We start from the raw sequence: 21,318 nt of genomic DNA on the forward strand, positions 1-21,318 counted from the left end.
CATTAAGGAACCCGCAGATGAACCTCCTCAGCCGCGCCGACCAGCTTCGTGAAGGCCGGACGCCGTTCGTTCTCGCGACAGTGGTACGAGCCGAGCGCCCGACGAGCGCCAAGGCCGGTGACCGCGCGTTGGTGCTGCCGGACGGCACGATCGAGGGGTTCGTCGGCGGGACCTGCGCCGAGTCGACCGTCCGTCTCCAGGGGCTGCGGCTCCTGGAGACGGGCGAGTCGGCCCTGCTCCGCATCACGCCCGACGACACGACCGGGAACGACCGCCCGGGCGCCGAGGGGCTGCTCACGGTCGCCAACCCGTGCCTGTCCGGCGGCACGCTGGAGATCTTCCTGGAGGCGATGATCCCGGCACCGCTGGTCTTCGTCTACGGCGAGGCGCCCGTCGCGCGCGCCCTGGCCGACGTCGCCACGGCGGTCGGCTGGACGGGTTTCCGCGCGCCCGACGCCGAGACCCCGATCCCGCTCGACGCCGGCGCCGTGGTGGTCGCCTCCCACGGCCGCGACGAGGTGGAGATCCTCACCGCCGCCGTGAAGGCCGGCATCCCGTACGTCGCGCTGGTCGCCAGCCGCAAGCGCGCCCTGGCCGTGCTGGCCGAGCTACCGCTCACCGACGCCGAGAAGGCGCGCATCCACGCGCCCGCCGGCCTCGACATCGGCGCCCGCACCGCACCCGAGATCGCACTGTCGGTGCTGGCCGAGGTCATCGCGAGCCGGCCCCGCCAGACCGCGCCGCCGCCCGACCAGCAGGCGCCGGAGCAGCGGGCGCCGCGGGAGGCGCCGCGCCGGCTGCTGCCCCTGATCGAGCCCGTGCCCGCCGTCGCCGTCGCCAAGGACCCGGTCTGCGACATGGACGTGGCGGTCGTGCCCGACGCGTTGCAGTACGAGCACGAGGGCACGAAGTACTACTTCTGCGGCTCCGGCTGCCGACGCGCGTTCGCCGACAACCCGGCCCGGTACCTCTGATGGAGTCGATCGACGAACTGGTCGACGGCCTGGCCGAGCAGGGATATCTCGCCGATCCGGCGCTCGCGACGGCGCTTTTCCTGGCCGTACGACTCGGGCAACCCATCCTGCTGGAGGGCGAGCCCGGCGTCGGGAAGACGGCCGCCGCCGGCGCCCTGGCGTCCACATTGGACACACCGCTGATCCGGTTGCAGTGCTACGAAGGGCTGAGCGCCGCCGAGGCCCTCTACGAGTGGAACTACCCGCGCCAGCTCCTCGGCATCCGGCTCGCCGAAGCGCGCGGTGAGGTGCCGCGGGAGGCCGACCTCTTCACCCCCGACTATCTGCTGCGCCGGCCCCTCCTCGCGGCGATCGAGCACCCGGGCCCGCGCCCGGCGGTGCTGCTGATCGACGAGGTCGACCGAGCCGACGACGAGTTCGAGGCGTTCCTGTTCGAGCTGCTCGCCGAGGGCTCGGTGACCATTCCGGAGCTGGGCACCCGGACCGCCGTCGTGCCGCCGATCGTGGTGCTGACCTCCAACCGCACCCGCGACCTGCACGATGCGCTGCTGCGCCGCTGCCTGTACCACTGGATCGGCTACCCCGACGCCCCACGGGTCGCCGCCATCATCCGCCAGCGGGTCCCCGGCGCCGACGAGCTGCTCGCCGCGCAGGTCGCCGGCGCGGTCTCCCGGCTGCGCGCCCTCGACCTCACCAAGCCGCCGGGCGTCGCCGAGGCGATCAGCTGGACCAACGCGCTGCGCCTGCTCGGCCTGCCGCTCGACGACAAGTCGGCCGACGTCACGCTCGGGGCCGTCCTGAAGTATCGGGAGGACGAGGAGGTGGCCCGCCGGACGGGGTTGGCGGATGTCGTTGCGGGGTGACCTCGCCTCGCTCGTCGCCGGCTTCGGTGCCGCGCTGCACGACGCCGGGCTGCCGGTCGGGCCGGACCGCAGCGAGCGGTTCGCCCGCGCGATCACGCTGCTGCGTCCGCAGTCGACGGACGAGCTGCACCGCTGCGCCCGGGCCACGCTCACCTGCAACCCCGAGCAGTTCGAGATCCTCGACCGGGTCTTCGACGCCGTCTTCCGCGGCTACGTCGATCCGGCGGACGAGCGGGGCGACCCCAACGCGCCGGGCATGACCGGCAGCTCGACCACGACCCAGTCCGGCGGCACGCCGTCGGTCTCCGACCGGCCCTCCACGTCGGAGCCCGAGCGTGCGGTCGAGGCGCCGGTGTCCACTGTGGGCAGTGCGGCGGAACGGCTCGCCGGGCGCGACTTCGCCGGCCTGTCGCCGGAGGAGCTGGCGCTGCTCGCCGACCTGATGCGGCGCCTCGCGATCGCGACACCGTTGCGGCGCAGCCGGCGGACACATGCGGTACAACATCAGGGAAAGTCTTTTGATCTTCGAACAACGCTGCGCCGTGCGCGCCGGACCGGCGGGGAGCCGCTCAGGCTGACCCGGCGGTCGCCCCGCATGAAACCCCGCCGGCTGGTCGCGCTGTGCGACATCTCCGGCTCGATGGAGCCCTACGCGCGGGCGATGTTGCAGCTGTTGTACTGCGCGGCAGGCACCTCCCGCGCCGAGGTGTTCACGTTCGCCACGCGGCTGACGCGGCTGACGAAGGTGCTCGCGCGCACCCGGCCGGCGGTCGCGCTGGAACGCGCCGGGCGCGCCGCACCCGACTGGTCCGGCGGGACACGGATCGGCGCGGCGCTCAAGCAGTTCAACGACCAGTACGGACGGCGCGGCCTGGCTCGCGGCGCGGTCGTGCTGATCGTCTCCGACGGCTGGGAGACCGGCGATCCCGCCCAGGTCGGGCGCGAGATGGCCCGGCTCGCCCGGCTGGCGCACCGGATCGTCTGGGTCAACCCCCGGACCCAGAGCCCCCGTTACCAACCGCTGGTCGGCGGGATGGCCGCCGCCTGGCCGCACTGCGACGCCGTGGTCAGCGCGCATTCGCTGGCCGCGCTCCAACCCCTCCTCGACGCTCTACAAGGGAGTGCCCCCCATGCTGCTCACCAATGAGTTCGTCGTTCCCCGCCCGATCGACCAGACCTGGGCGGTCCTCACCGACATCGAGCGGATCGCGCCGTGCATGCCCGGCGCGCAGCTGACCGAGGTCCGCGGCGACGAGTACCACGGCAAGGTGAAGGTCAAGGTCGGCCCGATGACGGCAGCATTCTCGGGAACGGCGGTCTTCAAGGAGCAGGACGCCGCCGCCCACCGCGCGGTGATCGAGGCGCGGGGCCGGGACGCCAGCGGCAAGGGCCGCGCGTCGGCGCTGGTGACGGCGGTGCTGCACAACGAGGGCACCTCGACCCGCGTCCAGGTGGAGACCGACCTGAGCATCGCCGGCCCGCTCGCGCAGATGGGCCGCAGCACGATCGGCGACATCAGCACCAAGCTGTTGACGCAGTTCGTGCAAAACCTGGAGCAGCAGTTGACGGCGGAGGACTCCTCAGCCGAGGCGGCTCCCACAGCCACGGCGGCTCCCACGACCAAGGCGGCTCCCGCAGCCACGGCGGCTCCCACGGCCGAGACGGCCTCCACAACCGAGGCGGCTCCCGCGACCGAGGCGGCCCCCGCAACCGAGACGGCCCCCGCAACCGAGACGGCTCCCGCGACCGAGACGGCGCCTTCCGCCGTGGCTGCCGACACCGCCGCCGAGGTGGCAACGCCGGCCGAGGTGCACCAATCGGCGGAGGTCGCCGAGGTGGCCACCGTCCTGCCGACCCCGACCGCACCCGACGCCGCCGGCGCGACCACCGCCCCGGCCGAGCAGGCCGCCGCCGTGGCACCCGAGCCCGAGGTCCGGGTCATCAACGGCCCCGAGGCGGAGGCCGTCGACCTGACGAAGATCGCCGGCACCGGCACTCTCGTGAAGATCGCCGTCCCGGTGGTTGTCCTCGTCGCCGTGGTTGTCGCACTGGTGATCTGGCTGGTCTAGCGATCCTTGATCAGGGGCAACCGTCAGTCGGATTCGTGATCGCGGACGTTTCAGTGGCCTCCAGGACATCGGAACGTCCGCGATCTGTGAATCGCGGGGTTTGCCGAGCGGGTTCCGGCCGGTTTGTGGCCGTGATCGCGATACGTTCGCGATCACGGGTGCGGCGGTTGGGCCTGGCTGGGTGGTGCGGCTGCGGTTGGTAGATCAAGGGAAACTTCGGGTTGCCTGGGAGCCTGTTGCGTCATTCGCTGGGACAGCGTTGGCGGCCCAACTACGCGCCGATCTTGGAGTTGTGGCGCCATGAACCTCCGAATTTGTCCGGATTTGTCAAGGACCACAACTCCAAGATCAGCGCGGTTGTCGGGGTTGACGCGTGAGGGATTCGAATTGCGCAACAGGCTCCTGGGCAGCCAGACGTTTCCGATGACCAAGGAACCCGGGTCGGGCAAGGCACGGAGCACGGCCACCCCGCACCACGGGCCACGGACGCCGTAGCCCGGCACCGCCAGGGCACGGCACCGCAGCCCGACACCACCAGGGAACGGCTGGGTGCGCGGCCCCGGCACCTCTTGACAAATGCCTTCACAGCCGCGGCCGCGGCGAGTAAAGAACGCTGCATGGACATCCCCTTTGGCGGAAGGGAATTGGGAGCGCTCCCACCCTGGCTCGGCATACGGAAGGCGTCAACCCTTCTCGATAGACGCTACCGCTTGAAGGCCGGATAGAGGTACCAGACCGAAATGAACGCGACGGCCAGCGCGATCGCGACGGCGATCGCCCACGACGTGGCCACGACGACCTCGAAGATCAGGAACACCGCGCCGACGATCGACAACCAGAGAAATACCAGGCCGATCCCGGCCAGGTTGCTGCTCGCCTCGACGAGCTCCTTCTTGCGCCCGCGCCGGAACAGGATGCGGTGGTGGCTCACGGGGGCGATGAGGCAGAGGCTGGCGAGGGAGGTCAGGATGATCGTGGCGATGTACGTTGCACGTTGCCCGTCGGTGATCGTGTCGAATCGCTGGTTGAACGGCAAGGTCAACAGGAAGGCGAACAGGATCTGCACACCGGTCTGAGCAACCCGTAGCTCCTGGAGCAACTCATTCCAATTACGGTCGAAACGCTCATCAGGGGTCTCATCGCGATCCGCCATACGGGTGCAAATACCCAACGAAACAACGGATCGAACCTGACGATCGGCCGACAAACGGCCCGTGGGGGGCTGCGCTGCGTCGCGTGATCGGCTTATGGTCACGGGCGTGAGTGCCCCATTCGATGAGCTGACCGCCGGCCGGCGCGCCTGGATCGCCCGGGCCGGCCTCACGGAGCTCGCCACCACGATCGGACGCCCCGGCCGCGAGGCGGTGGCGGCCCGCCCGGACCTTCTGGCGCGCGTCGACCAACACGCCGCTTCGATCCGCGAGTCACTCGGCGGCACGCTGCTCGACCCGGTGGCGCTGGCCGGCTATGCGGCCGCCATCCGCGACGCCGCCCGTGAGGCAGGCGACGCCCTGGCGGACTGGTCCCAGCCGAGCTGGGCGATGCTCCGCCTGCTCGCGGTCTGCACGCTCGTCCACTCCTGACACCTCCGGCCGCGTTGATCATGCAGTTGTGGTGCCTGACAAACCCGGCATCCCGGGAGTGTCGAGGCACCACAAGCGCAAGATCGACGGGCTACTTCAGGAGGCGCTTGTCCGGGTGCAGGCTGTCGGTCAGGCGGATGGTGATGAACTCGTTGTTGTCGGGCTTGCCGGCGGTCCGGCCGCTCGAGAACGGGAAGTTGTTGTCGTTGACCACGCCGAGCGTGCGGTCGTCGAGCAGCACGACGTCCTCGATCGTCTGGAACGGGAAGGTGAAGACGTCGGCGCTGCCGCCCAGGTGACGGGGGTCGGCGATGTTCATCAGGTCGGCGACCAGCGTCTTGTCCATCTTGCCGTCGCGGTTGCGGTCCCGCTTGTCGGCGAGGTAGATCCGCTTGAACTTCGCCGTGTCGCCCTGGCCGTTGTCCCGCTCGATGATCAGGAAGCGGTCCTCATCGACGGCGATCGCGTCGCCGATGGCGTTGGCCGGGTCCTCGAGCTGGTAGGTGTACCGCTTGCCGGTGAACTGCTGCTTCACCACGTCGAACTCGTTGAACCGCAGCGCGCCCGCCGGGTCGCCGGCGACAACGCCCTCGAGCAGCGGGTAGAGCTTCTTGCCGTCGGGCGACTGGGCCATGCCCTCGAAGCCCTTGCTGCTGGGCAGGTTCGGGTTGCCGAGCGGGTTCTCCGGGGCGCGCACGCCGGGCAGCGGGATCGGCGCCTGGAGGAGGCGGCCGGCCCGGTCGAAGTGCAGCAGGTACGGGCCGAACTCGTCGCCGATCCAGTACGAGCCGTCCTTGGCCCGCTGGATCGACTCGACGTCGAAGTCGGCGCCGGTGAGCACCCGGTCGGCGCGGGTCAGCGGGAACGGGACGTAGCCCTTGGGGTCGGTCAGGTTGATGCCGCCGAGCACGTCGACCGTCTTCGTGCCGTAGTCCGGCCCGACGCGGTGGATGCGCAGCACGAAGTCGGCGCTGTTGGCCTTGTTGCCGTAGCCGTTGTCGGACAGCACCTCGAACGTGCCGTCACCGTTGCGGACGATGCCACTGAAGCCCTGGACCGGCTGGTCGTCGAACGGCGGCGTGATGCCGTTGGACGGGGTGCCGCCGAGCAGTGACCCGGACGGCTCGCTCGCCGGCACGAAGGTGGCCGCCGGCAGCGCGGCCCAGCCGGTGAGGGTGGCCCGGCCGAAGGTCTGGCCGGACGGCCCGTGCGCGGAGGCGCTGGGGGCGGCGACGGCAAGAGTGAGGACGCCGAGGCCGAGGCCGACGCCGACTCGTCGAAGGTTTCCCATGATGCGCAACGCTAGGAAAGCGTCGTGAACCGGACCTGGATTTTCTGTGTCATCTGCCCGATCAGCGCATGTAGGCGCCTACCCGCCGGAACCGCGGCCGGCGAGCGCCACGAGGGTGACGCCCACCGGCCGCAGGAACCGTCGCAAGACCTCTCTAGACGCGACCGAAGTCCTGGGTCCAGTACGGGGTGCCGTCGGCCTTGTACGCCACACCGACGCCCACCGCGACGCTGGAGCAGTTGAGGATGTTGGCCCGGTGTCCCGAGCTGTTGATCCACCCGTTGACGACGTCCTGCGGGGTGCGGTAGCCCCACGCGATGTTCTCGGCCGAGGCGCCGGTCGTGTAGCCGGCACGGGCCTCACGCTGGACGAAGTTGCTGCCGTCGGAGCCGGTGTGCGAGAAGAAGTTCTGCGACACCATGTCGGTGCTGTGTGCCCGCGCGGCGGCGACCAGGCGGCTGTCGATGCGCAGCGCGCCGCAGCCGTTGGCGGTGCGGTAGTTGTTCGTGAGCGTGACGACCTGGTTCTCCAGGGCGCTGTGGTCGCTCGGGGCGGCCGGGGCCGGCTGGGTGGCCGGGGTGGTCGGGGTGGTCGGCTTGGCGGGCGCCGGGGTCGTCTTCTTCGCCTTCGTCGTCTTCTTCTTTTTCTTCTTCTTCGGCGTCGCCTTCGTGGCGGCCGTGAGGCCGTCCGAGAGCGTCGCACCGGCCGCCTGGACCGTGGTGACCGCGACGGGTGCGGCGGAGGCGACGGCGGTGACGGCGAGCGTCAGGCCGAGAGGGGCAACCACCAGGGCGGCGGCGATGGCAGTGGCGCGGCGGGCGAACCGGGTCACGATGAGTGTGCCTTCCGTCAGGGGCTTGGACACACCTGGCATCGGGCGCGTCACGCCGACGGTGAGGAGCTCAACCGGGACGCAACGCTCGGCAACCAACTCGATACCCGTGCGGACGAATCCCTAGTGGTCCGGCACGTGAAGTTCGGTCAAAGGTTGGAGGGCGGGCGGCGCGGGCATTTCTACCGTTGAAGTACACATCGATGAAGGAGTTCAGTGATGTCCAGTCTCGTCAGGCCCCGTGACAACCGTTGGATCGCCGGCGTCTGCGCGGGTCTCGCTCGCCGGTTCGGCCTCTCGCCGAACATCATGCGGCTGATCTTCATCATCTCGTGCCTGCTGCCGGGCCCGCAGTTCGTCGTCTACCTCGTCCTGTGGGTGCTCATGCCGAACGAGTCGAAGGTCCGCAGCTACGGCTGAGTTGCTTCCCCGGTCGAGCGGGGTGCGGCCCGGGTATCGGGGTCATCCGGCGGTTGGCGTGACCGAAGTCGACGGCATGTTCAGAGACATGGCCGAAGCCACCCGCCAAACCGCGGCACGGGCGACGCTCAACGGGTTGATGACCTGGCTGGGCGAGGCCGGCCTGCAGGCCGCCGCCGCGTCCGCCGGACTGCGGGCCGCCATAGACCAGCACGCGGCAGCGGTCCGGGACGCGCTCGGCGATCCCGAACGCGGGCCGAGTGTCGTCGCGCTCGCGGGGTATGCGACCGGCGTGCGCGACGCGCTGATCGAGGCCGAGTGGCAGCTGCCGCCGATCGCCGAGCTGGACTGGGCGAGGGCGGAGTGGCCGACCCTCCGTCTGGTGGCCGTCTGCGCCCTGGCCCGCTCAACCGGCTACCTCTGAGCCGGCCGCGACACCCGTCTCCCGCCGAGGAGCAGGCCGAACGCGGCACCCAGCAGGCAGATGACCGCGGTGATCAGGAAGATTTCGCGGTACTCCGTGCGAAGCGCGTCCTGCAGGGCCGCCGCGTAGGCGTCCATGAGCCGGCGCTGCTCGTCGGCGGGCTTGCCGAACACGAGCGGGAAGTCCAGCGACGCCGTCAGCTCGTGGAAGCGGTGCAGGCCCCAGGCGGTCAGCCCCGCCACACCGATCAGCATGCCCATCATCCGGGCCACCACCACGGCCGACGACGCGACGCCGTGCTGGCCGCCCGGGGTCACGCGGAGCACGGCACCGGACAGCGGGGCGATGACGAGCCCGAGGCCGAACCCGGCGATCACCAGGTGCACGTCGAGGGCGCGGGACGACAGCCCGTCGGCGATCATGAAGTATCCGGCGGCGGCGACGACCAGCCCGCCGACCGTCACCCACCGTTCGCCGAGCCGGGCGACCAGCCATCCACCCAGCACCGCGCCGACCGGCAGCGCCACCAGGAACCGAGTGAGCACGAGCGTCGCCTGCACGCCGGACTTGCCGAGCAGCGTCTGCGCGACCAACTCCACGTCGACCAGCGTCACCATGAGCGCGGCCCCGGCGCAGAAGCTCGCTCCGAGGGTGGCGAAGAACGGTCCCTTGCGGACGTCGGTGAGGTCCAGCAGCTTCGTACGGGCGCGGAGCTCCCACAGCACGAACAGCACCGCCCCGGCGGCCGCGCCGGCCAGGGTCCACGGCCCCCACGGCGGCAGGACGGACCGCTCGGGATCCGGGTTGTACAACGCGACGACCGCCGCGCCCAGCACCAGCGCCAGGAGCGTGCCGCCCACGAGATCGGTTTTTGCGGTGCGGCTGCCGGCCGACCCGCCCGGCAGCGCCACCCAGACGAGCACGATCGCGATCGCGACCAGCGGGAGGTTGAGCCAGAAGATGCCCCGCCAGCCCAGCCACGCCGCGATTCCGACGCCGTAGAGCGGGCCGAGCACGCTGCCCAGCTCCTGTGCGGCGCCGACCGCGCCGAGGACCGTGGCCCGCCGGTGCTCGGCCCACAGGTCCCCGGCCAGCGCCAGCGTCACCGGCAGCAGCGCGCCGCCGGCCAGGCCCTGCACAGCGCGGCCGGATGCCAGCAGCCAGATCGAGTCGCCCGACGCCGCGGTCAGCGCCGAACCGGCCGCAAACCCCAGCAGGCAGGCGACGATCACGGGCCGCCGGCCGAAGCGGTCGGAGAGCGAGCCGAGCAAGGGCATGCCGGCGATGTACCCGAGCAGGAACCCGGTGACGACCGGTGTCACCCGTTCCAGCCGGTTGACCGCGATGTGTAGCGCGTCGAGGATGTCGGTGAGCACGCCGACGACCACGTAGGCGTCGAGCGCGGCGAGCAGCACCGCCGCGCCGCCGACGCCGATGGCCAGACGGCGCCGCGGCTGCGGCGCCGTCACGGCCGGCGCTACCGGCTCACTTCGGAGCACTGATGTTCACGGTCGCGTCGAACTCCTTGAAGGTCACGATGACCGTGCCGCCCTTCGCGTCGCCGACGGCGGGCAGGTCGAACGTCGCCTTGATCAGCCGCTTGCCGTCCTTGGCGATCCACAGTTTGCCGGGCACACTGCCGGTGACCCCGGGCACGACGTTGGAGAGGTGCTCGGCGGGGAACTTCGCGGAGACGCGGTAGGTGTCCTGGCCCTCGACCGACTCGGCGGCCTCGGTCTTGCCCTCGGTGGCCGTGCCGATCACCTTGGCGATGCCCTTGTCGGGGTTGAGGATCGCCGACGGGTCGTAGACGGAGGCGGCAAGGGCCAGCGGGAGCTGCTGGTAGCCGCCGGTCGCGCCCTTCAGCCACACGGTCTGCCCGACGATCGTGAACGACAGCTCGGCGGTGGTCCCCATCTGCTCGACCTGCGCGGTGCCCTGGGCACTGCCCTCCCTGGTCAGCACACCCTCGGCGCGCTTGAGGGCCACGCCGGCGATCGTGCCGTCGGCGGTGATGAGGAACTTGGCGGTCTTGATGTTGCCCATTGCCGCCGCGGACTCCTTGAGCAGCCCTTCGGCGGCCGGCAGGTTGGCATCCGCCGCGTCCGTGCCGTCCTTCTTGTCGGACTTGCTGGTGCAGCCGGTGAGAGCGACGAGCACCGCGGCAAGAGCGGCGACACCGGCGAGGAGGACCCCGGGGCGGGTCTGGGTGCGGGACATACCGGCATGCTAGACCGCCCCGGGCAACGGCGGCTGTGCGCGCGCTCAGGGTGCGCGCGGGTCACCGCCCTGCCAGCAGCTCCGCCACCGCGCGGCCCGAGGCGGCCGTCGCGCCGAAGGTCACGATGTGGACGGTGCCGCGCGGGTCGGCGGGCACCCCCATCTCGACGACCACCGCGTCGGGACGCACGGCGAGGGAGGCGCGCAGGCCGTCGGCCATCCAGGGGTACCGGTGCGGATCCCGGACGACCAGGACGAGCGGCCGGCCGACCGACGCCTCCAACGCCTCGGACAGCCCGGCCTCGGACGTCAGGCGCACACCGGCGGTGTCCGGCAGCAGCTCGACCAGCGGCGCAAGGACGCCCCACGGCGTCTCGGGCGCGATGGCGAAGTTGAGCTGCGGCTGGAACTCGATCACGTACGGGTTGGCGGCGAGCGGGAACACCGCGTCGGGTGCGTTGATCCGCAGTGCCCGCCGCGCGGCGGAGAGCCCGAGGCCGGCCGCGCTCGGGTCCGGCGCCACCTTCGGCGCCGCGACCGACCAGGCGGCGAGCCGCGCCACCCGGGCGGCGGCGTCGGCGAGGCGCTCCTCGGACAGCTCACCGGCACGGACGGCCTCGACCACGGCGTCGCGGAGCATCGTCGCGGTCTCCTCGTCGGCATGGTCACCGCCGACACAGACCGCGTCGGCGCCCGCGGCGATCGCCATGACCGTGGCCCGCGCGATACCGAACCGGTCGGAGACGGCCCGCATCTCGATGCCGTCGGTGACGATCAGGCCGTCGAAGCCCAGCTCGCCGCGCAGCAGGTCGGTCATGATCCGCCGGCTCAGTGTGGCGGGCAGGTCGGGGTCGATGGCGGGGACCCGCAGGTGGGCGCTCATGACCGCCATGACCCCGGCGTCGATCGCGGCCCGGAACGGCACGAGTTCGGTCGCCTCGAGGTCGGCCCGGCTCGCCTTGATGATCGGCACGTCCAGGTGCGAGTCGACGCTGGTGTTGCCGTGGCCGGGGAAGTGCTTGGCGCACGCGGCGACGCCGGCCTCCTGCAACCCGCTGATCCAGGCGGCGGTGTGCCGAGCGACCCGCTCGGGATCGGCGCCGAAGGCGCGGGAGCCGATGACCGGGTTGTTGGGGTCGGAGTTGACGTCGGCGTCGGGCGCGTAGTCGAACGTGACGCCCACGGCGGCCAGGTCGCGGCCCAGATGGTGGGCGACCTCGCGGGTCAGCGCCGGGTCGTCGATCGCACCGAGGGCGAGGTTGCCCGGCCAGGGGCTGCCGTTGTGCGCGTCGAGCCGGGTGACGTCGCCGGCCTCCTCGTCGATCGCGACGATGACGTCGGGCTTCTCCGCGCGTAACGCCGCGGTCAGCTCCGCGACCTGGTCGCGGTCGACGACGTTGCGAGCGAAGAGTGCAACGCCGCCCAGCCCTTCGGCGAGGCGGCGGCGTAGCCACGGTGGTGGCTCTTTGCCAATGAAACCTGGCTGGAGCACGGCATCCGCCATGCCGACCAGATCGACCCCCGTGCTTGCATCCATGCGTGAACCACCCTTCTCACCTGGCGAGAATGGTCACATCACATCTCAGTAATAGTCAAGAAACCTTCCAGTAGTTAACACCAGCCTTACCGTATTACCCGCCGGGCGGCCAAAATACGGGCGGTCAGCGGTGCGGACGGATCGTCCAGACGACCGTCATCTCGGTCGTCACGGCGCCGTCGGCGCGCGTGATCTCGATCGTCACCGGAAACTCGGGGCGCTCGCCGTTGCTGAGCTCGGCCAGCACCTCGTCCACGCCGCGACCGAGGGTGGCGGTGGCCCGGACCGGCCCGACGGCCAGCTTCTTGTAGGCGATGTCGGCCCGGACCGCGAGCGGCGTGCCGAGCGCCAGGTGCGGGCCGAAGGCGGCCATCACCACCGCCCCGGAGGCAGTCTCCCCCAGGGCGAACAGTGCGCCAGCGTGTGGCCCGGCGACATGGTTGTGTAGACGCTCCTCGTCGGGCAGCGTGGCGACGGCACGGATGCCGTCGCCACCGACGGTCACGTCAACGATCTCGATGCCGACGGTGCGCGCGAACGGCACCGCGGACGTGAGCCCCGCTGCGAGGGCCTTGGCGTCAACAGTCATGCCGGGATGTTACCGGCCAGTAGCAACTCAGGTGAACAGGTCGGCGATCGCGTGGACGATGTTGACGTAGAAGTTGCCCTCGATCTTGCGGAAGACCTCGAACTTCTGGTGCGGCTCACCGAAGAACGGCCGCAGCGTCCACGCCAGCTGGGTGCCGACGAAGCCGAACAGCAGAATCCAGACGTTGAGCAGGGCCATGCTCGCCGGACGTTCGCCGGGCGGGAGCTGCTGGGGCGCCGGCCGCACCGGCGGCTGCGGCGCGACGTGCGGGATCGGGTAGGCGTAGCGCCCGTCGGGCATCAGCAACGGTGGGCCGGGATGCGCCGGGACCGGCTGGGGCAGCACGGCCGCCTGCGGCGCCGCGCCGTTGCCGCTCATCGCGGGGACGGCCGCCGGCACCAACTCCCCGTCATCGTTGCCCTCCCCGTCCGCCGGAGCACCGGCCGGGGCCGGCGACACCGGCACGTTCTCCGCGGGGGCCTCGAGCGCGGCCAGCGTGGCCGCCGCGGCCCGCTCCTGCCCCTCCCGCTGCCGGCGCTTGGCGGCAGCGATCGCCGCGGTGTGCTCGTTGAGCGTGCGCATGCCGACGGTGAGAAACCGCAGGCCGACAAAGGCGGCGAGCGTCAGGATCCCCACATTCAGGATCTTGAAGAACGAGTAGCTGAACGCGGTGATCAGAAAGAACAGGCTGATCGGCGCGAACGCGAGCGACAACACCGACGTGACGGTGATCGTCACCATGACCAGCGCCAATGCCTGCTTCACCTGCAACCGCGCACCGAAGACGAGGTTGAACAGGTAGAGCGTGGGCAGGCAGATGGCCAGGGTGGTCAGGAACAGCAGCGGCAGCTTGAGCGCGGACAATCCGGCCTGTGCCACGCTGTTGGACGCGCCAAGCACGGCTCCGTAGCAGGCCAGGGCCACTACGGAGCTGTAGAGCATCTGTCGTGTGAGCTTGCCGAGATCACGTTCCTCGCCGATCTGTCGCCAGATCGAATCCCGGTCGCGCAGAATCCGCTCGATGATGAGCAGCCCGCCGCCGGGCTCGCCGTGAGTCGCCATCGGAGCTTCCCCCTACTCCGTCGAAGTTCGACGCAGGCTACGCGAGCCAGGTCACTCAGCGCCACCCCACATCGATGCGCTGTCCCCTTTCGTCGAAAAAGTGTAGTGCCTCCATGCGCACAGCGACCGTCAATGGGTGACCATGAGTGACTGCGGGATACGGCGCGAGTCGCACCGCGAGCTCCGCGGGGCGGCGGTGGTGCCGGCCCGGGTCGCTCAGCACGCTCTCGTTCGCGCGGCGCGGACCGCGGCCGTTGACGCCGGCGCCCACGAGCTCCGCGTCGCTCGACCCACCGCCCCGGCCGGTCAACCGGCTGACGAAGCGGCGCAGGCCGCCGCCGTTGATCGACACGTCGGTGGGCGGCTTGCCGATCTCGTCGACGATCACGGCGGTGGCGCCGATGTCGAGGAACGCGAGCGACTCGTGGCCGTGGTGTTCGAGGTACCGGATCCGGCCGCGCAGGACGTCACCGCTCGTCGTGTCGGGCACCGGGGTGAGTGCCTCGGCCCGGACGCCGATGACGATCCGCTCGCCGTGGAAGTGGGCGACCTGGCGCGAGCGCAGGTCGTTCCACGGCAGGTGCAGGACCTGGTCGCCCATGTGCAGGGCGATGTGCCGGTCGAGGTGCACGTAGACCTCGGCCTCGAGCAGGTTCATGCGGGGGCTGCCGAGGAAGGCGGCGACGTAGAGCGTCGCCGGTCGGCCGTACACCTGCGTCGGGGTGCCGACGTCCTGGAGGACACCCTTGCGGAGGATGGCGACACGGTCCGCCATGGTCAGCGCCTCGGCCTGGTCGTGCGTCACGTAGATCGTCGTGACGCCCAGCTCGCGCACGAGGCCGGAGATCTCGGCGCGCAGCTCGGCCCGCAGGCCGCTGTCCAAGTTGGACAGCGGCTCGTCCATCAGGAAGAGCTTCGGACGCCGCACGATCGCCCGGCCCATCGCCACCCGCTGGCGCTGGCCACCGGAGAGCTGGCCGGGCTTGCGGGCGAGCACGTCACCGATGCCGAGCGCGCTCGCCACCTCGGCGACCTGCTCCGCCCGGGGCTCGGCCTCGACACCGGACAACCGCAACGGGAAGCCGATGTTCTCGCCGACCGTCATGTGCGGATAGAGCGCGAAGTCCTGGAAGACCATGGCGACGCCCCGCTCCCGCGGCGGAAGGTCGTTGGCAAGCTCGCCGTCCATGACGATGGCGCCCGAGGTGGGGTCCTCGAGGCCGGCCACCATCCGCAGCAGCGTCGACTTGCCACAACCACTGGGACCGAGGAGCACCATGAACTCGCCCTGTCCCACGTCGAGGTTCACTCGGTCGACAGCAACGGTGCCGTCGGCGAACACCTTCATCACATCTTTGAGTGCGACGGTAGCCACCGTCACCTCCGCCCCAGGTCAGCAGATCGCGGATCAACCAGTTACCCCGAGTCAAATACTGTGATGAGGGGCACGCAACTTGGTCCATCGGGTAAATGACCAGTGTTCACCGTGTTACCGCGTAACTACTGTTACGGAACCTTTAGTCGGAACGCCCGATCAGCCCGCCGGGAAGTGCACGGTGACGGAGGTGTAGCCCAGCGCCCCCAGGAACTGCTGGAGCATCCGGCGGGTGTTCTCCTCGGCGCGCTTGCCCAGGTCGGCCTGCTTGGCGGCGTCGCCGATCTTCTGCTCGGCGAGCTTGTACACCTCCTGGAGCCGGTTCGGGTCGGAGTTGAACACGTCACCGATGCGGTTGAAGACGCCGCGCTCCTCGGAGTAGACATAGCTGCGCTCGTTGTTGATCCGCACCGGCCGAAGCTGCGGCGCGGGCAGTGTGATCTCCACCGAGCGCCGGTCCTCGGACTCCTTCACCGCGCCCTGACCGATGCTCGCGAAGTCGACGTACACCTCGACGGAGCCGGCCGCCACGAACAGGATGCGCTCGTTGAGCAGGAAGTCCGGAATGTACTTGCGGTCCTTCTGCACATCGACGATGACCTCGAAGTTGCCCTCGGCCGCGACGTACTGGCTCAGGTCCTGCACCGACTTGAGCAGGGCTGGGCCGCTGCGATCGGTCTGCTCCTGGGCGAACGGGTTCTTCAGCTCCGGGAAGAGCCCGACGGTCTTCGCGCCGAGGACCACGGCGACGACCAGACCGATGGTGGCGACCAACCAGAAGAGCCCGCGCATCGTGCCGCCACCGGCCTTGACCGGGACGACGGGCTCCTTGTCGGGACGGGGTTCGACGGGATCGGTCCGCGGGCCGGTGACCTCCGGGTATTCCGCGGTCTTGGGCTCCTTCGGCGCCTCCACGGAGGCGCCGTTCTCATCGTTGCGGGCCATGCTGGACTCCTCGGGAGGCTCTTCTCCCTCACACGGTAAGGGCGTCCGCAAAACGTTGCGAGTCGATCTCAGCACGCTTCGTCGACGATTCACCCCACCCGCGTCAGGAGAACGCGGCGATCCCCGTCAACGCCTGCCCGATGACCAGCTGATGGATCTCCGACGTGCCCTCGTAGGTCAGCACCGTCTCCAGATTGGCGGCGTGCCGCATGACGGGATACTCGGCGCTGATCCCGTTGGCGCCGAGGACCGTGCGGCACTGCCGGGCGATCGCGAGGGCCTCACGCACGTTGTTGAGCTTGCCCACGCTGACCTGCTCGGGCCGCAGCACGCCCTGATCGGCACGCCGCCCGAGGTGCAGCGCCAGCAGGTAGCCCTTCTGCAGCTCGACGGCGGCGTCGGCGAGCTTGGCCTGGGTGAGCTGGAAGCCGGCGATCGGCCGGCCGAACTGCTCCCGCGCGCCGGCGTAGTCGAGTGCGGTGTGCAGGCTGTCGCGGGCCGCGCCGAGGGCGCCCCACACGATCCCGTACCGCGCCTCGGTCAGGCACGACAGCGGCGCCTTGAGCCCGCGGGCCGCCGGCAGCTGGGCGCTCGCCGGGAGCCGCACGTCGTCGAGGACGATCTCGCCGGTGCAGGACGCGCGCAGCGACAGCTTGTGGCGCACCTCGCGGGCGGTCACGCCGGGCGTGTCCATCGGCACCGCGAAGCCGGAGATCCCGTCCTCGGTCCGCGCCCAGACGACCGCGACGTCCGCGACCGGCGCATTGGTGATCCACATCTTGCCTCCGCTGAGGATCCAGTCGCTCCCGTCGCGCCGCGCCTTCGTGCTCATCGAGGCCGGGTCCGAGCCGTGGTCGGGCTCGGTCAGCCCGAAGCACCCGATCGCGTCGCCGGCGGCCATGCGCGGCAGCCACTCGTCCTTCTGCTCGTCCGACCCGAATTTCCAGATGGCGAACATGGCGAGCGACCCCTGGACGGACACGAGGCTGCGCACCCCGGAGTCGCCGGCCTCGAGCTCAAGACAGGCCAGCCCATAGGCGACGGCGCTCGCCCCGGCACATCCGTATCCGTGCAGGTGCATGCCGAGTAGCCCGACCTTGGCGAACTCTCGTGCCAGCTCACGGACCGGGACCTGGCCCTGCTCATACCACTCGGCCACGTTCGGCCGCACGTGGTCGTCGACCACCCTGCGCACGACGGCGCGGATGGCCAGCTCCTCCTCGGAGTGCAGGGCATCAACGTCGAGCAGGTCCAGCGGTCGGGTTGTCACGATTCACAGCTTAGGACCGTTCATGTTCGACGACCGCCACCCGCCCGGCATGCTCGGCATGCCGGGCGGCTACGCCACCAGCACCCGGGCGTGGATCGACGTGCGTTGCTGGAGTGCCGCCCGCAGGGCGCGGTGCAGACCGTCCTCCAGATAGAGGCCGCCCTCCCACTGCACCACGTGCGGAAACAGGTCACCGTAGAACGTCGAGTCCTCGGCGAGCAGCTTGTCCAGGGCCAGCTCACGCTTGGTGGTGATGAGCTGGTCCAGGCGCACCGGCCGCGGAGGAATCTCGGACCACTGCTTCAACGTCAGCCCATGCTCCGGATAAGGCCGACCGTCGCGGACCGCCTTGAAGATCATGAACGTTTCACCCCCCTGACCGTGCCAGGGTACCGACCCCGTACGACAGTTCCCGGCTCGCGCGAGGTCACAAATCGGTCCTGGTACTCCACCGACCACGGTGAGTGACCGTCTCCGAGGTGCGACGGCCCCGCTTCAGGGACGGGGACTTCTTGTCCCCCGCCCGGTAGCCGAGAGTGACGGCGCCGATCGGCGTGTAGGCGTCGGGCACCTCGAACGCCGACCGGTACGCCTCCGTGCGTGACGGCGGGATGCCGAAGAAACAGGCGCCCAGCCCTTCGTCGACCGCGCCGAGCAGGACCAGCAGGCTGGCCATGCCGGTGTCGATGTGCCAGTAGGGCACCGGCCAGCGGGCCTCGTCGCGGTCGGTCCAGCCCTTGTCCGGCTCGGCGTACCGATCGAGGTACGCGTCGCGATGGCTGTGCGGCACGATGATCACCGGCGCGCGGCCCATGCCCTCCAGCCAGCCCGACGGCAGGGCGTCCTCGGGCGTGGTGACCGACCAGAACAGCGCACGGTCCTCGGGCGACGTCAGCACCAGAAACTCCCAGCCCTGCGAGAAGCCGGCCGACGGGGCGTGCACGGCATAGCCGAGCAGCTTGTCGACCAGCTCCGCGGGGACCGGTCGGTCAGGGTCGTAGTTGCGCACCATCCGCCGCCGGCGGATCACCTCGGAAAGTTCCACGAGGTGAGACTAGATCGTGCGGATCCCCCAGGTGCCGCGCCAGGAGATGCCCGGAGCCAAGGTCACCACGTCACGCCCCGAACGGAACGCGTCGGGAGGGCAGGTCATCGGCTCGATCGCAAGGGCCTTGCGCAGGCGGCCGGCCGGGAGCGTGTCCGACGAGTAGATCTGCCACCAGCCGAAGGAGGAGTCGGCCCAGACCGTGACACCGCGCCCGTCGGGAGCGGTGACCACCACCTGGGAGCCGCCCTCGGCGTCCGTGTCCGCCTCACCGAAGGCCGTGTCCAGGACGGTGCTGCCGAGCCGGCGCCCCTCCGTGAAGTCGTACTCGCTGCCGGCGACCCGCGCCGCGCCGATCGGCAACAGCCGCGCGTCGGTCAGCAGCCGGCTGCGGGCCGGCACGCGCAGCGTCAGGTCGTCGACCGGGACGCCAGGAATGATCACGTACGGGTGGGTGGCCAGGCCGAACGGCGCCGCCGTCCCGCCGACGTTCGTCACCTCGTGCGACGCGCGCAGGCCGGCGTCGCCGACCGACCAGGTGGTCCGCAGGCGCAGCGGCCAGGGGTACCCGGGCTGCGGCACCAGGTCGTGCTCGACGGTGACGCTGTCGGGTGCGGCGTCGACGAGCCGCCAGCGGGCCCAGTTGACCAGACCGTGGATGGCGTTGTGCCGCTCCGGCTCGGTGAGCGGCAACTGGTGGTGCTCGCCGCCGAACGAGTATTGCCCGTCGCGGATCCGGTTAGGCCACGGCGCCAGGACCTGCCCGGCGGAGCCGATCGAACGCTCGTCCTCGGCGAAACCGGCGACGACGTCCTCGCCGTCGACGGTATAACTGCGGATACCACCGCCCACCTCGACGATGACGGCCTCGTGGCCGCCCGAGGCGATCGTCCACTGTGTACCTGAAGGGGCGAGCGAAAGCTGCGCGGTGTCCATGGCCGCGACAATATCGTCAGTGTGACCGGTCGGTGTAGCGGAGGAGGACAGGGAATGTCATCGCGAGAACGACCGCGACCACCGCCGCGGCGATGCCGCCGCTGACCCACGAGAAGGTGGCGTCGGTCACATCGGCGACGGAACCCGCCCGAAGGTCACCCAGACGTGGACCTCCGGCGACCACGGCGAAGAAGACGCCCTGGAGCCGCCCCCGCATCTCGTCCGGAGCGCTGAGGAGCACCGTCTGCCGGTACACACCGCTCACCATGTCCGCCGCGCCCGCGACGGCCATGAGAGCTACGCACGCCCACAACCACGGCACCGCGCCGGCCGCCGCGACCGCGAGGCCCCAGCCCACCACCGCGAGCACCAGCGCGATCCCCTGCCGGTGCACGCGCCCGATCCAGCCCGACGTCAGCCCGGCGAGCGCCGCGCCGATGGCGATCGAGGCGTACAGCCAGCCGAGCGACGCCGCACCGAAGCGCTCGTCGGCCACGACCGGGAACAGGGCCTTCGGCATCGCCAGCACCATCGCGGCGATGTCGATCGCGAACGTCAGCAGGATGATCTTCGAGCCGGCCAGGAACCGCAGGCCGTCGCGGACGTCGCGCAAGCCGCCGGTCGCCTTCGTGCCGCCCGGCGGGACGCTCGGCAGCCGCAGCGCCGCCCACAGTACGACGGTGAAGAGCACGGCGTCGATCGCGTACGCGGCGGAGACGTCGAACGCGGCGATGACAACACCGGCGCCGACCGGTCCACCGATCGCGGCGATGTTCGACACCGTGAAGCCCAGTGTCTGGGCCGCGGCGACCTCGTTCTTGTCGATCAACGCGGGGATGATCGCCTGCCGGACCGGACTGTTGATCCCGAAGCCCGCCGATTGCGCGGCGACCAGCACGAGCATCAGCCAGGCGTTCTCCAGGTGCAGCAGCGCCTGCGCGAACAGGCCGAGCGTCGTCACCCACATCAGCGTCGAGCTCAGGAGCAGCACCTTGCGCCGGTCGAACGCGTCGGCGATCGCCCCGCCCCAGAGGGAGAACAGGATCAGCGGGATCAGCCCGACGAAGCTGGAGACGCCGACCCAGAAGGCGGACCTGGTGAGGTCGTAGATCTGCACCGGGACGGCCACCGCCGTGAACTGCACGCCGAAGAAGGAGACGGCGTTGCCGATGAAGACGCGGCGGTACGCGGCGTGACGCAGGGGGCGGATGTCGATGGCGTGCTTACGGATCCAGCTGGTCGGCTTGTCCGACGTGACCGTCACGGTGCGAGTCTCTCGACACCGTGCCGGGTGAAGCGCAAGCGGTCGTGCAGGCGGCTGGGGCGGCCCTGCCAGAACTCGACCTCTTCGGGCGTGACCCGGTATCCGCCCCAGTGCGGCGGCGGCTCGATCACGCCGTCGCCGAACCGCCGCTCGGCGTCCGCGAACCGCCGTTCCAGTTCCTCACGGGACCGCAGCACGCTCGACTGCGGGCTGGCCCAGGCGCCCAGCTGCGCGCTCCGGGGACGCTTGGCGAAGTACTCCTCGGTCTCCTCGCGCGCGACCTTCTCGACGGTGCCGAGGACGATGACCTGCCGATGGAGGGCGTACCACGGGAAGACGAGCGACGCCCTGGGGTTGCCCGCGAGGTCGTCGCCCTTGCGCGACTCGTAGTTCGTGAAGAACGTGAATCCGCGCTGGTCGTACCCCTTGAGCAGCACGGTGCGGGCGGACGGGCGCCCGTCGGCGGAGGCCGTGGCGAGGAGCATCGCGTTGGGCTCGGGAACGTCCGACTCGACGGCGTCGGCGAACCAGGTGGCGAACTGCGAGAGCCAGTCGTCGGCAAGGGAGTCCTCGGTGAGTTCGCCCGCGTACTCCGTACGCATCCGCGACAAATCTTGCG

General features: G+C 70.5%; 23 protein-coding genes. 7 read left to right on the top strand and 16 right to left on the bottom strand.

Annotated features, from left to right (window positions below; translation table 11 throughout):
- Positions 1-17 precede the first annotated feature (17 nt).
- From Dfulv_RS45520 to Dfulv_RS45535, 4 genes are read left to right on the top strand one after another with little or no spacing between them, the layout of a single operon-like run.
- Entirely contained in the window at positions 18-974 is a 957-nt protein-coding gene (locus Dfulv_RS45520) for an XdhC family protein (RefSeq protein WP_259860023.1), read from the top strand.
- A complete protein-coding gene (locus Dfulv_RS45525) occupies positions 974-1,837 on the top strand; it encodes an AAA family ATPase (protein WP_259860024.1) in 864 nt (287 codons plus the stop codon). Before Dfulv_RS45520 ends, Dfulv_RS45525 begins: the two co-directional genes overlap by 1 nt.
- Positions 1,821-2,984, top strand: coding sequence for a vWA domain-containing protein (locus Dfulv_RS45530; RefSeq protein ID WP_259860025.1), 1,164 nt, complete (start codon positions 1,821-1,823; stop codon positions 2,982-2,984). Before Dfulv_RS45525 ends, Dfulv_RS45530 begins: the two co-directional genes overlap by 17 nt.
- Entirely contained in the window at positions 2,968-3,906 is a 939-nt protein-coding gene (locus Dfulv_RS45535) for an SRPBCC family protein (protein ID WP_259860026.1), read from the top strand. The genes Dfulv_RS45530 and Dfulv_RS45535 overlap by 17 nt, the downstream gene beginning before the upstream one ends.
- 703 nt (positions 3,907-4,609) lie before the next feature.
- Here Dfulv_RS45535 and Dfulv_RS45540 read toward each other — a convergent pair.
- Positions 4,610-5,059: a DUF6328 family protein gene (locus Dfulv_RS45540; protein WP_259860027.1), complete on the bottom strand. Its 450-nt coding sequence runs from the start codon at positions 5,057-5,059 to the stop codon at positions 4,610-4,612.
- 106 nt (positions 5,060-5,165) lie between these two features.
- Between Dfulv_RS45540 and Dfulv_RS45545 the strand changes: the two genes are divergently transcribed.
- Complete coding sequence (locus Dfulv_RS45545) at positions 5,166-5,489, top strand: DUF6401 family natural product biosynthesis protein (RefSeq protein WP_259860028.1); 324 nt, start codon at positions 5,166-5,168, stop codon at positions 5,487-5,489.
- Between the two features lie 91 nt (positions 5,490-5,580).
- On the opposite strand, the gene Dfulv_RS45550 is transcribed toward Dfulv_RS45545, so the two are convergent.
- Both Dfulv_RS45550 and Dfulv_RS45555 read right to left on the bottom strand, forming a co-directional pair.
- Positions 5,581-6,780 (bottom strand): esterase-like activity of phytase family protein, encoded by a 1,200-nt coding sequence (locus Dfulv_RS45550; RefSeq protein WP_259860029.1) that lies wholly within the window; start codon positions 6,778-6,780, stop codon positions 5,581-5,583.
- A 154-nt stretch (positions 6,781-6,934) separates the two neighbouring features.
- Positions 6,935-7,645: a CAP domain-containing protein gene (locus Dfulv_RS45555; RefSeq protein ID WP_259860030.1), complete on the bottom strand. Its 711-nt coding sequence runs from the start codon at positions 7,643-7,645 to the stop codon at positions 6,935-6,937.
- 186 nt (positions 7,646-7,831) lie between these two features.
- Here Dfulv_RS45555 and Dfulv_RS45560 point away from each other — a divergent pair, with 186 nt between their 5' ends.
- Together Dfulv_RS45560 and Dfulv_RS45565 are read left to right on the top strand one after the other, a co-directional pair.
- A complete protein-coding gene (locus Dfulv_RS45560; RefSeq protein ID WP_259860031.1) occupies positions 7,832-8,032 on the top strand; it encodes a PspC domain-containing protein in 201 nt (66 codons plus the stop codon).
- 88 nt (positions 8,033-8,120) lie between these two features.
- Positions 8,121-8,456, top strand: a complete 336-nt coding sequence (locus tag Dfulv_RS45565) for a DUF6401 family natural product biosynthesis protein (protein WP_259860032.1) — start codon at positions 8,121-8,123, stop codon at positions 8,454-8,456.
- Here the strand turns inward: Dfulv_RS45565 and Dfulv_RS45570 are convergent.
- The 13 genes from Dfulv_RS45570 to pdxH all read right to left on the bottom strand — a co-directional run bounded on the left by Dfulv_RS45570 (position 8,447) and on the right by pdxH (position 21,301).
- Positions 8,447-9,955 (bottom strand): MFS transporter, encoded by a 1,509-nt coding sequence (locus Dfulv_RS45570; protein WP_259860033.1) that lies wholly within the window; start codon positions 9,953-9,955, stop codon positions 8,447-8,449. The two genes, Dfulv_RS45565 and Dfulv_RS45570, sit on opposite strands and share 10 nt — an antisense overlap.
- Positions 9,942-10,676, bottom strand: coding sequence for an LppX_LprAFG lipoprotein (locus Dfulv_RS45575; protein ID WP_259860034.1), 735 nt, complete (start codon positions 10,674-10,676; stop codon positions 9,942-9,944). The genes Dfulv_RS45570 and Dfulv_RS45575 overlap by 14 nt, the downstream gene beginning before the upstream one ends.
- A 61-nt stretch (positions 10,677-10,737) precedes the next feature.
- Positions 10,738-12,213 (bottom strand): glycoside hydrolase family 3 protein, encoded by a 1,476-nt coding sequence (locus tag Dfulv_RS45580; RefSeq protein ID WP_259860035.1) that lies wholly within the window; start codon positions 12,211-12,213, stop codon positions 10,738-10,740.
- A gap of 124 nt (positions 12,214-12,337) precedes the next feature.
- Positions 12,338-12,802, bottom strand: coding sequence for a DUF4442 domain-containing protein (locus Dfulv_RS45585; RefSeq protein ID WP_259860036.1), 465 nt, complete (start codon positions 12,800-12,802; stop codon positions 12,338-12,340).
- A gap of 27 nt (positions 12,803-12,829) precedes the next feature.
- Positions 12,830-13,864: a hypothetical protein gene (locus Dfulv_RS45590; RefSeq protein WP_259860037.1), complete on the bottom strand. Its 1,035-nt coding sequence runs from the start codon at positions 13,862-13,864 to the stop codon at positions 12,830-12,832.
- A 55-nt stretch (positions 13,865-13,919) separates the two neighbouring features.
- On the bottom strand, positions 13,920-15,239 hold the full coding sequence (locus Dfulv_RS45595) for an ABC transporter ATP-binding protein (protein WP_259860038.1): 1,320 nt from the start codon (positions 15,237-15,239) through the stop codon (positions 13,920-13,922).
- Between the two features lie 159 nt (positions 15,240-15,398).
- Complete coding sequence (locus tag Dfulv_RS45600) at positions 15,399-16,184, bottom strand: DUF4230 domain-containing protein (protein ID WP_259860039.1); 786 nt, start codon at positions 16,182-16,184, stop codon at positions 15,399-15,401.
- A 103-nt stretch (positions 16,185-16,287) separates the two neighbouring features.
- Entirely contained in the window at positions 16,288-17,454 is a 1,167-nt protein-coding gene (locus Dfulv_RS45605) for an acyl-CoA dehydrogenase family protein (protein ID WP_259860040.1), read from the bottom strand.
- A gap of 69 nt (positions 17,455-17,523) precedes the next feature.
- Positions 17,524-17,814, bottom strand: a complete 291-nt coding sequence (locus tag Dfulv_RS45610) for a type II toxin-antitoxin system VapB family antitoxin (RefSeq protein ID WP_259860041.1) — start codon at positions 17,812-17,814, stop codon at positions 17,524-17,526.
- Positions 17,815-17,881: 67 nt separating this feature from the next.
- A complete protein-coding gene (locus Dfulv_RS45615; protein WP_259860042.1) occupies positions 17,882-18,499 on the bottom strand; it encodes a nitroreductase family protein in 618 nt (205 codons plus the stop codon).
- Between the two features lie 9 nt (positions 18,500-18,508).
- Positions 18,509-19,435, bottom strand: a complete 927-nt coding sequence (locus tag Dfulv_RS45620) for an aldose 1-epimerase family protein (RefSeq protein WP_259860043.1) — start codon at positions 19,433-19,435, stop codon at positions 18,509-18,511.
- A gap of 16 nt (positions 19,436-19,451) precedes the next feature.
- On the bottom strand, positions 19,452-20,699 hold the full coding sequence (locus Dfulv_RS45625) for an MFS transporter (RefSeq protein WP_259860044.1): 1,248 nt from the start codon (positions 20,697-20,699) through the stop codon (positions 19,452-19,454).
- The gene (gene pdxH, locus Dfulv_RS45630; protein ID WP_259860045.1) at positions 20,696-21,301 is read right to left on the bottom strand and encodes a pyridoxamine 5'-phosphate oxidase; all 606 of its coding nucleotides are present in this window, start codon (positions 21,299-21,301) and stop codon (positions 20,696-20,698) included. The genes Dfulv_RS45625 and pdxH overlap by 4 nt, the downstream gene beginning before the upstream one ends.
- Between the last annotated feature and the right edge of the window lie 17 nt (positions 21,302-21,318).

The organism is Dactylosporangium fulvum (assembly GCF_025137375.1).
GTDB classification, from domain to species: Bacteria; Actinomycetota; Actinomycetes; order Mycobacteriales; family Micromonosporaceae; genus Dactylosporangium; species Dactylosporangium fulvum.

Bases quoted from the DNA above. Each gene is read 5' to 3' on its own strand.
- Dfulv_RS45610 (WP_259860041.1), bottom strand. From the start codon at position 17,814: ATGATCTTCAAGGCGGTCCGCGACGGTCGGCCTTATCCGGAGCATGGG.
- Dfulv_RS45620 (WP_259860043.1), bottom strand. From the start codon at position 19,435: ATGGACACCGCGCAGCTTTCGCTCGCCCCTTCAGGTACACAGTGGACG.
- Dfulv_RS45550 (WP_259860029.1), bottom strand. From the start codon at position 6,780: ATGGGAAACCTTCGACGAGTCGGCGTCGGCCTCGGCCTCGGCGTCCTC.
- Dfulv_RS45520 (WP_259860023.1), top strand. From the start codon at position 18: ATGAACCTCCTCAGCCGCGCCGACCAGCTTCGTGAAGGCCGGACGCCG.
- Dfulv_RS45590 (WP_259860037.1), bottom strand. From the start codon at position 13,864: ATGGCGACTCACGGCGAGCCCGGCGGCGGGCTGCTCATCATCGAGCGG.
- Dfulv_RS45580 (WP_259860035.1), bottom strand. From the start codon at position 12,213: ATGGATGCAAGCACGGGGGTCGATCTGGTCGGCATGGCGGATGCCGTG.
- Dfulv_RS45535 (WP_259860026.1), top strand. From the start codon at position 2,968: ATGCTGCTCACCAATGAGTTCGTCGTTCCCCGCCCGATCGACCAGACC.
- Dfulv_RS45585 (WP_259860036.1), bottom strand. From the start codon at position 12,802: ATGACTGTTGACGCCAAGGCCCTCGCAGCGGGGCTCACGTCCGCGGTG.
- Dfulv_RS45530 (WP_259860025.1), top strand. From the start codon at position 1,821: ATGTCGTTGCGGGGTGACCTCGCCTCGCTCGTCGCCGGCTTCGGTGCC.
- Dfulv_RS45600 (WP_259860039.1), bottom strand. From the start codon at position 16,184: ATGGCCCGCAACGATGAGAACGGCGCCTCCGTGGAGGCGCCGAAGGAG.
- Dfulv_RS45560 (WP_259860031.1), top strand. From the start codon at position 7,832: ATGTCCAGTCTCGTCAGGCCCCGTGACAACCGTTGGATCGCCGGCGTC.
- Dfulv_RS45575 (WP_259860034.1), bottom strand. From the start codon at position 10,676: ATGTCCCGCACCCAGACCCGCCCCGGGGTCCTCCTCGCCGGTGTCGCC.
- pdxH (WP_259860045.1), bottom strand. From the start codon at position 21,301: ATGCGTACGGAGTACGCGGGCGAACTCACCGAGGACTCCCTTGCCGAC.
- Dfulv_RS45540 (WP_259860027.1), bottom strand. From the start codon at position 5,059: ATGGCGGATCGCGATGAGACCCCTGATGAGCGTTTCGACCGTAATTGG.
- Dfulv_RS45525 (WP_259860024.1), top strand. From the start codon at position 974: ATGGAGTCGATCGACGAACTGGTCGACGGCCTGGCCGAGCAGGGATAT.
- Dfulv_RS45565 (WP_259860032.1), top strand. From the start codon at position 8,121: ATGGCCGAAGCCACCCGCCAAACCGCGGCACGGGCGACGCTCAACGGG.